This window comes from Tenacibaculum aquaeponti, assembly GCF_052084715.1.
In the GTDB taxonomy this organism is placed as follows: domain Bacteria; phylum Bacteroidota; class Bacteroidia; order Flavobacteriales; family Flavobacteriaceae; genus Polaribacter.
Window position 1 is genome coordinate 2,851,664 of the sequence record NZ_CP197288.1, and the last position, 13,553, is coordinate 2,865,216.

The following is a 13,553-nucleotide window of genomic DNA, read 5'->3' on the forward strand; positions in this document are numbered from 1 at the left end:
TTACAATTTTTAGATCTTTTTGTAATGATAGTTTTTATTATACTACTACAAAAGTGAATAATACGATTTTAAAAACGAATAATAAATGTGTACAGTTACTTACTTACCATTAGGGAATGATGATTTTATATTAACTTCTAATAGAGATGAAGATCCTAAAAGAGAAACTATAGAGCCTCGAAAATATGCCGAAGATAATGTGGATTTGTTTTATCCTAAAGATAAGTTCGCTGGTGGTACTTGGATTGGAGTTAGTGGGAAAGAAAGATTGATCTGTTTGTTAAATGGAGGTTTGGAAAATCATATAAAAAAAGATAAATACAGGTATAGTAGAGGGATTATTGTTAAAAGGTTGTTGAGTTCGGATAATGTTGTTAAAGATGTTGAAGATTATGATTTGTTAGAAATAGAGCCTTTTACAATTGTTTTGGTTGATTGGGGTGTTAATTTAGAATTGTATGAATTAATATGGACAGGAAAAGAAAAGTTTTTTGAAAAATTACCACAAAAACCACGAGTTTGGTCTAGTTCTACATTGTATAGTTCACAAATGAAAGCACAAAGGAAAGAATGGTTTGAAGATTGGTTAAGTGATAAGGAGGTTTTTAATCAAGTTGATATTTTGAATTTTCATCAAAACGAGCATTTAGGAGATACGACAACTTCAATAAAAATGAAAAGAAAAAATGTAGAAACAGTCTCAACAACTTCTGTATTAAAAAATAAAGAAACTGTTTCTTTGAAATATATTGATTATGTTTCTGAGGAGGTATCTCATGTGTTAATTAAGTAGAAATGTTATTAAGGTTAGAACAGACATTCCTAAACTTGCAAGCATCATAAAAGTTAAGTTTACAAAAAAGTACTTTATTAAAGTTTTAAAAAAACCTTGTTTATAAAACCTTTTCATTGCAATAAAAAGGTAAATCATAAAAATTAAAACTAGAATAGAAATTACTGTTGAGCCATTTGTTTCCATTTGTTCAGGTAATCCAATATCAAATAGTACAAACAAAATAAAAATGATAAAAAACACAGTTTGTATGTGGAAGATGAATACTAAATGTTCAACGTATGTAAATTTTCTTCTGATGTAAATTAGCTTAAAAAATAAAGCAAAGATTGGTAATAGTATAAAAAGAGCTACTGATGTTTTAGAGACTAAGTTGTCTATAAAAGATTTAACACCATCTTCATTGTTAATAAGAGAAGAGAATGTTTTTGCTTTAGAATATTTAAGACGGTTACTAAAGTTTTTTTCTACGTTTAAGCTGTCTAATGCTTCATCTGTAGATAATTTAGGGTTTTTAGTATTAAATTTTACGAAGTTATCAAAGCTATTGCCTTTTTTAATGCTATCGGTAGTGGAGCTAGAATCTTTTTTAATTCCATCTTTCATCCCGTTCTTCATTCCAGCTTGTAGGCCTTTTTTGAATCCTCTAAAATCTGTGTTTATGTATTGTTTTTTGCCTGTTTCAATTTCTTTTTTTATTGAATCGGAAACTTGTTTTACGGTTATTTTTTTCTCATTTTTTATATCTGTAGAAGATAATTCTCTATATTCCTTGATTGTATTATTTAAGCCGACAAGAAGAAAAAATAAAACAGAAGTGGTAAGATAAAAACGAAAAGGATTGCTGTATTTCACTCGCTTTCCTTCTATGTAATCTTTCGATACTCTTCCAGGTTTAAATAGTAAAGGTCTTAAGGTTCGCCAAAATTTAGCGTCCCAAGAAAAGAACCCTGCAAAAACCTCTTTAACAAAACTGCCAAAAGTTATTCTTTTATCTTTGTTTTTTTGTCCGCACACAGGACAAAATAGTTCATGTCCTTCGAATTCATAACCGCAATTTAAACAGTTAGTTTCGTTACTTTTAATTAGTTGTTTTTTTTTCGCCATTAATTAAGCGTCGGTGTCGTAGTTAGTTGAAAAGTTGGTATGTTTACTAAAAACTCTTCTTGAGTTTCGGTATTTATCATTTTGTATTTTCCTGTCATAGATCCTACAGAAGAAAGTAAAAAACAGTTAGATCTGTAATTGTATTCTTCGTTAGGTTTTATTATGGGCATCTGGCCAACAACTCCTTCTCCTTCTATGTATTCTTTATTGTTTAAAGCATCAAAAATAGTCCAAAAACGTTCAAGTAGTTGAACAGTTTCATTGGAATTATTTTTTATGGTAATAAAATAACTAAAGGCATAATGTTGCATGTATCCTCTGTAAATTGTACCGTTAAAAGCGGTTTTTACTGATATTTTAATTCCTTTCGTGACCTGTTGAAACATATATTAAATATAATGCTTTTTATTTACAATAGCAATTTCGTGCAAATTACCTGTTTTGATCAAAGTATCCAAGTCCAAGCCCAATTACTCTATCAAAAATACCACCAAAAGGTCTGTAATAAATTATAGCATTGTACACATTTTCTGTTTGAAAAAAAGATCCGTTAATTTCTGTAGGGTCTACTTTTCCATTAGAATCTACTGTGACATAAGTATAATTATAGAATCCCTGTTTTAAAAGGATTTTTGCTTCATAAATTCCTTTATCAAAATTATAGGTCATTTTATTTTCCTCTTCTAATTGAAAATCATTAAAAGCTCCGTACACGTAAACATCTTTATCATAAGGTTGGTATACTTCTAACGAAAAATGCATCATAGCATAATCGGCTTCTGAGGCTTCATCTTCTGCGTCTAAAGTTCTGATAGTAAATTGTCCGTTAATGTCTGGGTAATAAGTGTATGGCCTATCGTTTCTCTCGATATTTGTGTATAAGTAGTTGTGGAAAAGATCTCTTCTTTCTGTTTTTACAATATTTACATTAGTATTTCTTATGTATTTATTGTCAAAATTGAAATACTCATTTCCTCCCCAAAAATTAGTTTTTATGGTGTTGTTGTAAACTAGTTGATTGTTTCTGATAAAAAGAGGGGTTAAGTTAGTAACAGCAGTTTCCCATATGTTGTTTTGTAAAAGTTGAATTTTTACCTCTTGATTGGGGTTGTTAATGAATAAGTTTTCGTGATTTACAATAAATTGAACAGTTTGTTGGGTGTCTACAGTTTTTGTGTTTCTGCTTCTAATAACATTTACGCCTACAGTAGTTAAATCTTCATATAAAACAAATCTTCGCGTAAAAACAACTTCATCATAATCATTTAAAACAGATAATAGATAATTGCCGCTTTTTGTGATTGTGGTATTTTGATTTGGTATAGTTAATTTGTAATGAGTGTAATTTTGTAGCGTGTTAAATGAGTTTGTAACATCTATTATGTAATTTTGATCAAAGCCATTTATATATTGATTAGACTGAAGGTTGCTAGGCTTCCAGTCGTAAGTCATGTGTTGAATTTTATACTGATATTCTTTATTATCGGCTTCTAAGTCATCAAAAGATAATTCTAAAACAGAGCCTAATCTTGCAATTGGAACTGGGTTTTTATTTCCTCTAGGTTTTAGTTGTATGGTTTTAATTTCTTGACCTGCTGTATTAAAGCAGAAAAATAAAAATAGATTTAAAAAAACAATGATTTTTTTCATGCTTACAAAAATATCAAAATGTAAGCCAAAGAACAATCTTTTATTTAGAACAAGTATAAATAAGAGTGTGATTGTAAGATATACCACTAATTCACTACTTGGTCGATTTTAAAATAATTAAATTTGCGTGTTTTTTAAGAAAATCAAATACATTAGTTACTATGTCAAAAGACATCCGTATAAAAAAAGGGCTTGATATAAAGCTCGTTGGTGAGGCAAAGCAAGTAACTACCGAACTTCCATTAGGTAGTGTTTTTGCTGTAAGACCAGATGATTTTCACGGCGTTATCCCAAAAATTTTAGCAAAAGAAGGAACTGAAGTAAAGGCAGGTGAGGCACTTTTTTACGATAAAAGTGACGAGCGTATTTTATTTCCAAGTCCTGTAAGTGGTAAAGTGACAGAGGTTGTTCGTGGAGCTCGTAGAAAAGTTTTAGAGATAAAAATTACAACTAACGGAACGCAAGATCATAAAGACTTTGGTAAGGTAGATGTAGATGCAATGTCTGGTGAAGAGATAAAAAATCACCTGTTTGCTTCTGGATGCTGGCCTTTTATCAAACAACGTCCGTATGATGTTGTTGCTAATCCAAATCAAGCGCCAAAAGCAATCTTTGTGTCAGGGTATAACAGTGCGCCTTTAGCTGCAGATTATGATTATGTTTTAGAAGGTAAAGAGGCTGAATTAAACGCTGCTTTAACTGCGTTAACAAAATTAACTGAAGGTAAAGTTCATGTTTCTGTTGGTTCTGCTAAATCACCTCTAGCATCTGCTAAAGGAGTAGAGTTACATAATGTTAAAGGACCACATCCAGTAGGAAATGTAAGTACTCAAATTGCACAAGTTAATCCAATTAACAAAGGTGAGGTTGTATGGGTGGTTACTCCACAAGATTTAGTTGTAATAGGTGAGTTACTTTTAACAGGTAAGTTAAATATTACAAGAAAAGTTGCATTAACTGGTTCTAAAATAAACGAGCCTAAGTATGTTTCTGTAATCGCTGGAGCACAAATTTCTGATGTAGTAAAAGGAAACTTAAATAACGACAACACAAGAGTTATTAGTGGTAACGTTTTATCTGGTTTAGAAGTTAGCGAAGATGGATTTTTAGGTTTTTATGATAACCAAGTTACTGCTATTCCTGAAGGAGACGATTATGAATTTTTTGGTTGGAATAAACCAATATTTAATAAAATTTCTACTTCTAGAGCATTAACTTTCTCTTGGTTAACTCCTAAGAAAAAGTATGATTTAAATACTAATACTAACGGAGAACATAGAGCATTTGTAGTAACAGGAGCTTATGAGGAGGTTTTCCCGTTAGATATCTATCCGATGCAATTATTAAAAGCTTGTATGTACAAAGATCTTGATGAAATGGAAGGTCTAGGAGCTTATGAAGTTGCGCCAGAAGATTTTGCTTTAACAGAGTTTATTTGTGTATCAAAACAACCACATCAAAAGATTATTCGTGAAGGATTAGACTTGATGATGAAAGAATTAGGATAAGATTATGAGCTTAAAACAAAATTTACATAACTTAAAAGAAAAGTATAAAGGAAAAAAAATAGCACCACTATTTAATGGTTTCCATACTTTCTTATACTTGCCAAATGAGACTACTCACGGAGGAACTCACATTAAGGCAGCAGATGATTTAAAACGTACAATGAATACTGTAATCATGGCTTTAATCCCATGTTTATTATTCGGTATGTTAAATGCAGGTTACCAACATCACTTAGCTACTGGTGAAGTAGAAAGAGTTACAGGTTTTTTTAGTGGTAACTTTTGGAGTTTATCAAACTTATGGATAGGAGCAATTAAAGTATTACCACTTGTAATTGTATCTTATGTTGTAGGTTTAGCAATTGAATTCGTTTTCTGTATTATTAAAGGACACGAAATTGAAGAAGGTTATTTAGTAACAGGAATGTTAGTTCCGTTAATAGTACCAGTAGATTTACCATTATGGATGCTTGCGGTAGCAGTTGCTTTTGGAGTTGTTATTGGTAAAGAAGTATTTGGAGGAACTGGAATGAATATTTTAAACCCAGCGTTAACAATTCGTGCATTTTTATTCTTTGCATATCCAACTTGGATGTCTGGAGATAAAGTATGGGTTCACGATGCTGTAAATAGAGCAGGTACTGCAGATGCTATTTCTGGTGAAACTATTTTAGGTAGTTATGCACAAAATCAAGAAGTAGCATATTCAATGTTTGAGAAATTCTTCGGATTTATTCCAGGTTCTGTTGGAGAAACATCTACATTTTTAATCTTATTAGGAGCTGCATTCTTAATCTTTACGAAGATTGGTAGTTGGAGAATTATCGTTTCTACTTTCATTGGAGCTGCTGTAATGGGATTAATCTTTAATGCGGTTGCAAGTAATGGAATTATTGCAGATACAAGTAAGTTTTACGGATTAATGAGTGCTTCTTGGTATGATCATTTAATGATTGGAGGTTTAGCATTCGGAGCTGTATATATGGCAACAGACCCAGTAACGGCTTCACAAACTAATAAAGGAAAGTGGATTTATGGTTTCTTAATTGGTTTTATTTCGATTATGATTCGTGTATTCAATCCAGCTTACCCAGAAGGAGTATTCTTAGCGATTTTATTAATGAATGTATTTGCTCCAACAATCGATCATTACGTAGTGCAAGGTAATGTGAAGAAGAGATTAAAACGTGCTAAAGTTAAAACTGCTTAATTATGAGTAACAAGACAGATAGTAATTCATATACAGTACTATTCGCCATCGGAATGGTGTTAGTAGTAGGTGCGTTGTTGGCTTTTACAGCGTCATCGTTGCGTCCAATGATTGATGCTAATAAGAAAATAGAAAAACAACAAAACATCTTATACGCTATGGGTGTAAATGAAAACGAAGGAACTAGCGTAGCATTTATATCTAAAGATCAAGTAGAAGATGTATTTAAAAAGCATATCGAAAAGCAATTAGTTATTGAAGGAGATAAAATTTCTGAAAATAATGAAGCTTTCTTAATTGATATTAAAAAGGAACAAGCTGCTGCTAAAAGCGGTAAAGTAAGAAGATTACCATTGTTTATAGGTTCTAAAGATGGTAAAATGTCTTATATCGCTCCAATTAGAGGTAAAGGTCTTTGGGATGCGATTTGGGGATATGTTGCAATGGACAAAAATATGGTAGTTCAAGGAGTATTCTTCGATCATAAAGGAGAAACACCAGGTTTAGGAGCTAACATTAAGCAACGTTTCTTTATGGATGATTTTGCAGGAGAAGATTTAATGAGTAACGGTCAATTCAAAGGAATTGCAGTTTCTAAATCTAATGCAGATCCTAAGAATGAAGATAAAACTGATAATGAGGTAGATGCAATTGCAGGTGCTACAATTACTGGTGACGGTGTTGCAGCAATGATCAAGTCTGAGTTGAAATTGTACGTGCCTTACTTTAAAACATTAAAATAATATGGGACTTTTATCAAAGAAAGACGCAAAACTAATCACTGATCCGTTAGCGGATAATAACCCGATTACAATTCAGGTATTAGGTATTTGTTCTGCTTTAGCAATTACAGCAGAATTACAAGCTTCAATAGTAATGTCTATTTCTGTATTGTTTGTATTAGGAGTAGGTAACGTGGTAATCTCATTAATGAGAAATATTATTCCATCAAAAATTAGAATTATCGTACAGTTAATCGTAGTTGCTGCATTAGTAATTATTGTAGACCAAGTACTAAAAGCTTTTGCTTATGAGTTAAGTAAAACGCTATCGGTATTTGTTGGATTAATTATTACAAACTGTATTATTATGGGACGTTTCGAGGCATTTGCTTTAGGAAATGGACCATGGAGATCATTCTTAGATGGTATTGGAAATGCTTTAGGATATGCAGTAATCTTAATTATTGTAGGATTCTTTAGAGAGTTGTTAGGTTCTGGAACTTTATTAGGCTTCAAAGTTTTAGGAGATCCAATTGAAAAAACTGGTTTATATGCTATCGGTTACGAGAATAACGGATTTATGTTATTATCACCAATGGCTTTAATCGTAGTTGGAATCATTATTTGGGTACAACGTAGTAGAAATAAAGCATTAATCGAAGATTAGTCTAACACACATTAAAAGAAAAAATTATGTTAGAGTACATAGAATTATTTTTTAAGTCGATATTTATAGATAACATGGTATTTGCTACGTTCTTAGGAATGTGTTCTTACTTAGCAGTATCTAAAAAAGTATCAACAGCTGTAGGTTTAGGAGCAGCAGTTATTTTCGTATTAGCTGTAACGGTTCCTGTAAACTGGTTATTAGATCAATATTTATTACAACCAGGAGCTTTATCTTGGTTAGGTGAAGAATATGCAGGTTACGATTTAAGTTTCTTATCATTCATTATGTTTATCGCTACGATTGCAACTATGGTACAATTAGTAGAGATTATCGTTGAGAAATTTGCACCAGCATTATATAACTCTTTAGGTATTTTCTTACCATTAATCGCTGTAAACTGTGCGATTTTAGGAGGTTCTTTATTTATGCAGTCTCGTGAGATTCCAACTTTAGGATTATCTTTTGTTTACGGAATTGGTTCAGGAATCGGTTGGTTCTTAGCTATTTTAGCAATCGCTGCTATCCGTGAGAAAATCAGATATTCTCAAGTTCCAGGTCCATTAAGAGGATTGGGAATTACATTTATCATCACTGGTTTAATGGCTATCGGATTCATGAGTTTCGGTGGAATGTTAACTGGTGGAGATGATGCGCCAAAGAAAGAAGGAGCTACTACTAAAGCAGAAGTGAAGGTAGAGGTTAAAGAGGATGTAGATAAGAAAGCTGAAAAATTAGCAAATAACACTAAAGAAATTACAAAGTAATGATGTTTTTAGAAGTAAGTACAGGAGGAACAGTTGCAATAACCGTAGTCGCTTTTTTAGCAGTTACTTTGTTATTGGTAGCACTGTTATTATTTGTAAAGCAAAAATTAGCACCATCTGGTCCAGTTAAAATTACGATCAATGGTGAAAAAACTATCGAAGTACCATCAGGTGGAACGTTATTATCTACATTAGGTAATCAAAAGATTTTCTTACCATCTGCATGTGGTGGTGGTGGTTCTTGTGTCCAGTGTGAGTGTCATGTAAATTCTGGTGGAGGTGAAGCTTTACCAACAGAAACACCTCACTTTACGAGAAAAGAATTACAACACGGTATCCGTTTAGCTTGTCAGGTTAAGGTAAAGCAAGATATGGATATCTCTATTCCAGAAGAAATTTTTGGAATTAAGAAATGGGAGGCAGTTGTTGTAAGAAATTATAACGTAGCAACTTTTATTAAAGAATTTGTAGTTGAAATTCCTGAAGAAATGGACTACAAAGCGGGTGGATATATTCAGATAGAAATACCTCAATGTGAAGTAAAATATGAAGGTATGGATATTACTGCTCACCCAGATGATCATCCAGGTGAACCAGATAAATTCAAAGCAGATTGGGATAAATTTGGATTGTGGCCATTAGTAATGAAGAATGATGAGACTGTAGAAAGAGCATATTCTATGGCTTCTTACCCAGCAGAAGGAAGAGAAATTATGTTAAATGTTCGTATTGCAACTCCGCCATGGGATAGAGCTAAAAATGCATGGATGGATGTAAATCCTGGAGTAGCATCTTCTTATATTTTTAACCAAAAACCAGGTGATAAAGTAACGATTTCAGGACCTTATGGAGAATTCTTTATTAATGATTCTGAAGCAGAAATGTTATATGTAGGTGGTGGAGCTGGTATGGCACCAATGCGTTCTCACATTTATCATTTATTTAGAACTTTAAAAACTGGTAGAAAAGTAACATATTGGTATGGAGGTCGTTCTAAAGCAGAATTATTCTATATCCACTACTTTAGAGCATTAGAAAAAGATTTTCCAAACTTTAAGTTTTATTTAGCGTTATCTGAACCGTTAGAGAAAGATAACTGGAAAGTTAAAACAGATATTAACGATGAATCAGGTGACGGTTTTGTTGGTTTTATTCACCAAGTTGTAATAGATCAATATTTATCGAAACATGATAGTCCTGAAGATTTAGAATTATATTTCTGTGGACCACCATTAATGAACAAAGCAGTACAAAAAATGGGTGAAGATTTTGGTCTTGATGACGAAAATATCCGTTTTGATGACTTTGGAGGATAAGAAAAAATCACATACAATAAAAAAAACCAGCACGAATGCTGGTTTTTTTTTGTATTTAATACATAAATTTCTAAGAAAGCTATTTTTTTGTTTTTTTAATATCAATTTTAAAGGTCATACAGAAATTAGACTCTACCGTTAATTATGATGTTAAAAAGTGAAATTTGTACTTGATATAGCATCATTTATATAAAAAAGATAACGCTAAAGCTGAATGATATTAGTTACAAGCAGAGAAAATTAAAAAAAAGATGATCTAGTTAATAAAGTTGATGTTTTTAAAAAATAGGTTTGATTTATAGGAATTGTGAAAATTTTAATAAGAGTATGAAGTTTGGAATAGAGTCCAAAAAGCTTTATTATGATTTAAATAACACATTAAAAATAGCCGAGGCTATTCATAATTGAATAATAAATAAGCTGCTAGGCGATTATAAAACATCTGTAGTTATGTTTAAGAAGCACTATGATTAGCTTTATTCAAAAATGATAGTATTATTATCAGTACATCCTATAATGTATTATGAGGTAGCATATATAGGGTTAAAAAAATTGATTCTTCTTTTACTTTCTAACGTAAGGCTATTTCAATTTTCAAAGCAAAAAATGAAGAAAGAAAATGAAACGACTACAAGAGTAATAAAGCCTTAAAAATGCATTTAAAGTATTAAAAATTCAGATGATAAAATTAAGTGTTGCACCAGTATATTCAATTGTAGCTTCTAAGTGTTTTATGTAAAAAAACAGAATAAATCTTTACAATATAAACTGAAAGTTTGTTTTTTTCACTTCTAAATTTATCGATCAAAGTGATTGTGTTATTAAGAAACTCAAGTATAGACGAAATAATAGCTTTGAGGTATAGGATTAGAGGAGAAGTATAAATATCTGTAAGTCAATGATTAGTGTGTTTTATTCATGGTTTGTAAAAGTTTTGTCACTTTTTGTTACCATTAATTTCTTTGAAATTTGCTTACTTCTTATACATTTGTTTCTCAAATAGTTTTAAAACTACAGGGTAATTTCCCTATTTTAATAATCCCTAATTTAATTTGAATTAAATTGCCCAAATTTGTAGTATGCACCAGCAATATTATTGCTGGTTTTTTTTTGAAATTTGTTAAATGTTTAAGAAATATATCATAACAACTTTTTTGTTTGTAGCGTTTTAACTAATGCTCAGAACATAGATTCTACTTATTTAATAATCCGAAAAGATTTAGAAGGAATAAAAGAATATGATAATAAACTCAATTATTTAATTAAAAAAGGAGATTATTTTTTAGAAAAAGACTTAGATAAATCTATAATATATTTTAACGAAGCAAAAAGTTTAGTCTCAAATGAAGATTCTATTCAGCAAGCAAATATTTTACGATTCTTTGGTAGTATAGCTTATAGAAAAGGGAATTATACAGAAAGTTTAATGTATTTTATGAATGCAAAAAAAATATACAATAAACTACAAGATTCATTAAATGTTGCTGATTTATTTTTAAGAGAAGGTAGAGTACAAAAAAATTTGAATGAAAATAGAAGAGCTTTGCTAAGTTATAGAAAATCAGTTTCGTTAGCTTTGAAAATGAACGACTCTACATTGTTAGGTAGATGTTACACCAGTATGGGAGGATCTTTTAGGAGATTAAGACAAATAGATTCTTCATTATTTTATTATAATAAAGCCCTTACTATTTTTAAAAAAACTAATAACGAGCTTAGGTTAAGTAATGTAAACAATGATATGGCAATTCTTTATGCTTTTCAAAATCGTTATGATAAGTCATTAGAGGTTCATTTAAACAACATAGAATATATAAAAAACAATCATAGTAAAAGAAATGTAGCCATAACATATTTTAACATCGCGTATTCGTACTATAAATTAAAAGAATATGAAAAATCACTAAAGTACTTAGATTCTTCTGAAGCTATAGCTAAGAAAGATGGATTTAAATTTAGGTTATCTAAAGTGACAGATGTTAAAGGAAAAGTACTTTATCATTTAAAGCAATATGAAAAAGCATATCAGTACCAGGTTTTACACAAGAAATATTCTGATTCTATTTTTGATTTAAAAAAACAGAAGCAAATAAAAGAATTAGAGTTAAAAAGAGAGTTTGAAGTTAAAAAGAAAGATTTAGAAATATTAGCCAATAAAAAAGAATTAGAATTAAGATCATATGTTTTAATTGTAATTTTAATACTTTTTTTTACATTAATTATTGGTTTATTACTATGGCGAGATTATAAAACTAGAGCTAAAAGAATTAGAGATAAATTCGAAAAAGAAAAGTTAAAAAAAGAAATTTTATCACAGAAAATAAAAGTTTCAGAATCTGAATTAAAAAGTTTAATAGCAGATAATACAATGAGATTAGAGTTTATTAAACGTTTATCTAAACAAATTAAAGACGATAAAAATAAATCTACTTCAGATGATGTAAAGAATTATGCGAATGTGTTATTGCTAAAATTGCAAAATCAAATAGGAACAGAAAATAAGTTATCATCGTTACAAGATAAAATCAACGCAGTTAATCATGGTTTTGATCAAATTATTATTGATAAATTTCCAGAACTTACTAAAACAGAAAGAGAAGTCTGTACTTTTTTAAGGTTAAATTTGTCAATAAAAGAAATAGCATCAATTAGGAATTCAAGTATCGATTCGGTTAAATCATTACGCTATAGAATCCGTAAAAAAATGAAAGTGCCTAAAAATCAAGAATTAGAGAGGTTTATTCAAAGTTTATAGTGATTTGTCACTTTTTGTTACCTTAACTTTGTTTCGTTTTTTGAATTAAGAGGTTACTTTTGTAAAGTGAAGAGTTTTCAAAAACTACACGGGCGTGGTTTCCACCATTTAATAATCCCTAAATTAATTTGAATAAATTATCCCTAGATAAGTAGTTAATCTAAACCAGTAAATTTTTACTGGTTTTTTTATTGGAATAATATTGTGCTAAATTTAAAATATAAGAGAAAATTTTTGCTTTTAGGAATGCTTTTTTTCATGTTTTCTACTTTTGTTTTTAGCGTTTCAATAACAAAAGTAAACTGTTTTTTAACAAAAAAATCTTTGTATCTTTAACGTTTGTAACTTTAAAACAAATCTTATATAATGGATTACGGAAAAGAATTTGAAAAGTATGCTACTAAACACCACGGTATCAGTAGCACATATTATAATAAAATAACAAGTAGCTTAACTCCATATATCATTGAAGAGCGTCAATTAAATGTTGCACAAATGGACGTTTTTTCGCGTTTAATGATGGATCGTATTATTTTTTTAGGAACAGGAATAAACGATCAAATTGCAAATGTGATTCAAGCTCAGTTATTATTCTTAGAAAGTGTAGATTCAAACAAAGATATTTCAATATACATTAATTCTCCAGGAGGTGGAGTTTATGCTGGTTTAGGTATTTACGATACTATGCAATTTATTAAACCAGATGTAGCAACAATTTGTACTGGTATGGCAGCTTCAATGGGAGCAGTTTTAATGTGTGCAGGAGAAAAAGGTAAGCGTTCTGCATTACCACATTCAAGAATAATGATCCACCAACCTTTAGGCGGAGCTCAAGGTCAAGCTTCTGATATGGAAATTACTGTAAAGGAAATAGGAAAGTTAAAAACTGAACTTTACAACATTATTTCTAATCATTCAGGGCAACCTTTCGATAAAGTTCATGAAGATTCTGATCGTGATTATTGGATGAAAGCAGACGAAGCGAAAGAATACGGAATGATTGATGAAGTACTTAGCAGAAAGTAAGCTAAGATTATAATAGAAAATGTAGTAAATTA

The 13,553-nt window shown here is 30.4% G+C and carries 13 protein-coding genes; 10 read left to right on the forward strand and 3 right to left on the reverse strand.

Annotated features, from left to right (window positions below; translation table 11 throughout):
• Positions 1-85 precede the first annotated feature (85 nt).
• Positions 86-793, forward strand: a complete 708-nt coding sequence (locus ACSIGC_RS12905; RefSeq protein WP_442265228.1) for an NRDE family protein — start codon at positions 86-88, stop codon at positions 791-793.
• On the opposite strand, the gene ACSIGC_RS12910 is transcribed toward ACSIGC_RS12905, so the two are convergent.
• The 3 genes from ACSIGC_RS12910 to ACSIGC_RS12920 are packed head-to-tail and all read right to left on the reverse strand — an operon-like array spanning position 782 to position 3,550.
• Positions 782-1,900, reverse strand: coding sequence for a DUF3667 domain-containing protein (locus ACSIGC_RS12910; protein ID WP_442265229.1), 1,119 nt, complete (start codon positions 1,898-1,900; stop codon positions 782-784). The two genes, ACSIGC_RS12905 and ACSIGC_RS12910, sit on opposite strands and share 12 nt — an antisense overlap.
• A complete protein-coding gene (gene apaG, locus ACSIGC_RS12915) occupies positions 1,900-2,286 on the reverse strand; it encodes a Co2+/Mg2+ efflux protein ApaG (RefSeq protein WP_442265230.1) in 387 nt (128 codons plus the stop codon). The genes ACSIGC_RS12910 and apaG overlap by 1 nt, the downstream gene beginning before the upstream one ends.
• Before the next feature lie 46 nt (positions 2,287-2,332).
• Positions 2,333-3,550: a DUF5103 domain-containing protein gene (locus ACSIGC_RS12920; RefSeq protein WP_442265231.1), complete on the reverse strand. Its 1,218-nt coding sequence runs from the start codon at positions 3,548-3,550 to the stop codon at positions 2,333-2,335.
• Between the two features lie 161 nt (positions 3,551-3,711).
• Between ACSIGC_RS12920 and ACSIGC_RS12925 the strand changes: the two genes are divergently transcribed.
• The 9 genes from ACSIGC_RS12925 (at position 3,712) to clpP (ending at position 13,521) form a co-directional block, all read left to right on the forward strand.
• Complete coding sequence (locus tag ACSIGC_RS12925) at positions 3,712-5,058, forward strand: Na(+)-translocating NADH-quinone reductase subunit A (RefSeq protein WP_442265232.1); 1,347 nt, start codon at positions 3,712-3,714, stop codon at positions 5,056-5,058.
• A gap of 4 nt (positions 5,059-5,062) precedes the next feature.
• The gene (locus ACSIGC_RS12930; RefSeq protein WP_442265233.1) at positions 5,063-6,268 is read left to right on the forward strand and encodes an NADH:ubiquinone reductase (Na(+)-transporting) subunit B; all 1,206 of its coding nucleotides are present in this window, start codon (positions 5,063-5,065) and stop codon (positions 6,266-6,268) included.
• Positions 6,269-6,270: 2 nt separating this feature from the next.
• The gene (locus ACSIGC_RS12935) at positions 6,271-7,011 is read left to right on the forward strand and encodes a Na(+)-translocating NADH-quinone reductase subunit C (RefSeq protein ID WP_442265234.1); all 741 of its coding nucleotides are present in this window, start codon (positions 6,271-6,273) and stop codon (positions 7,009-7,011) included.
• Position 7,012: 1 nt separating this feature from the next.
• Positions 7,013-7,657 carry an NADH:ubiquinone reductase (Na(+)-transporting) subunit D gene (locus ACSIGC_RS12940; protein ID WP_095074484.1) on the forward strand — a complete coding sequence of 215 codons (645 nt, stop codon included), beginning with the start codon at positions 7,013-7,015 and terminating at the stop codon, positions 7,655-7,657.
• Positions 7,658-7,683: 26 nt separating this feature from the next.
• The gene (gene nqrE / locus ACSIGC_RS12945) at positions 7,684-8,424 is read left to right on the forward strand and encodes an NADH:ubiquinone reductase (Na(+)-transporting) subunit E (protein WP_299677412.1); all 741 of its coding nucleotides are present in this window, start codon (positions 7,684-7,686) and stop codon (positions 8,422-8,424) included.
• A gap of 2 nt (positions 8,425-8,426) precedes the next feature.
• Complete coding sequence (gene nqrF, locus ACSIGC_RS12950; RefSeq protein ID WP_442267766.1) at positions 8,427-9,740, forward strand: NADH:ubiquinone reductase (Na(+)-transporting) subunit F; 1,314 nt, start codon at positions 8,427-8,429, stop codon at positions 9,738-9,740.
• Between the two features lie 486 nt (positions 9,741-10,226).
• A complete protein-coding gene (locus ACSIGC_RS12955; RefSeq protein WP_442265235.1) occupies positions 10,227-10,391 on the forward strand; it encodes a hypothetical protein in 165 nt (54 codons plus the stop codon).
• A gap of 784 nt (positions 10,392-11,175) precedes the next feature.
• Positions 11,176-12,495, forward strand: coding sequence for a tetratricopeptide repeat protein (locus ACSIGC_RS12960; RefSeq protein WP_442265236.1), 1,320 nt, complete (start codon positions 11,176-11,178; stop codon positions 12,493-12,495).
• A gap of 366 nt (positions 12,496-12,861) precedes the next feature.
• The gene (clpP, locus tag ACSIGC_RS12965; RefSeq protein ID WP_299677428.1) at positions 12,862-13,521 is read left to right on the forward strand and encodes an ATP-dependent Clp endopeptidase proteolytic subunit ClpP; all 660 of its coding nucleotides are present in this window, start codon (positions 12,862-12,864) and stop codon (positions 13,519-13,521) included.
• Positions 13,522-13,553: the final 32 nt, after the last annotated feature.

Coding starts and splice junctions, on each gene's coding strand:
- ACSIGC_RS12905 (WP_442265228.1), top strand. CDS start 86: ATGTGTACAGTTACTTACTTACCATTAGGGAATGATGATTTTATATTA.
- ACSIGC_RS12910 (WP_442265229.1), bottom strand. CDS start 1,900: ATGGCGAAAAAAAAACAACTAATTAAAAGTAACGAAACTAACTGTTTA.
- apaG (WP_442265230.1), bottom strand. CDS start 2,286: ATGTTTCAACAGGTCACGAAAGGAATTAAAATATCAGTAAAAACCGCT.
- ACSIGC_RS12920 (WP_442265231.1), bottom strand. CDS start 3,550: ATGAAAAAAATCATTGTTTTTTTAAATCTATTTTTATTTTTCTGCTTT.
- ACSIGC_RS12925 (WP_442265232.1), top strand. CDS start 3,712: ATGTCAAAAGACATCCGTATAAAAAAAGGGCTTGATATAAAGCTCGTT.
- ACSIGC_RS12930 (WP_442265233.1), top strand. CDS start 5,063: ATGAGCTTAAAACAAAATTTACATAACTTAAAAGAAAAGTATAAAGGA.
- ACSIGC_RS12935 (WP_442265234.1), top strand. CDS start 6,271: ATGAGTAACAAGACAGATAGTAATTCATATACAGTACTATTCGCCATC.
- ACSIGC_RS12940 (WP_095074484.1), top strand. CDS start 7,013: ATGGGACTTTTATCAAAGAAAGACGCAAAACTAATCACTGATCCGTTA.
- nqrE (WP_299677412.1), top strand. CDS start 7,684: ATGTTAGAGTACATAGAATTATTTTTTAAGTCGATATTTATAGATAAC.
- nqrF (WP_442267766.1), top strand. CDS start 8,427: ATGTTTTTAGAAGTAAGTACAGGAGGAACAGTTGCAATAACCGTAGTC.
- ACSIGC_RS12955 (WP_442265235.1), top strand. CDS start 10,227: ATGATAGTATTATTATCAGTACATCCTATAATGTATTATGAGGTAGCA.
- ACSIGC_RS12960 (WP_442265236.1), top strand. CDS start 11,176: ATGAATGCAAAAAAAATATACAATAAACTACAAGATTCATTAAATGTT.
- clpP (WP_299677428.1), top strand. CDS start 12,862: ATGGATTACGGAAAAGAATTTGAAAAGTATGCTACTAAACACCACGGT.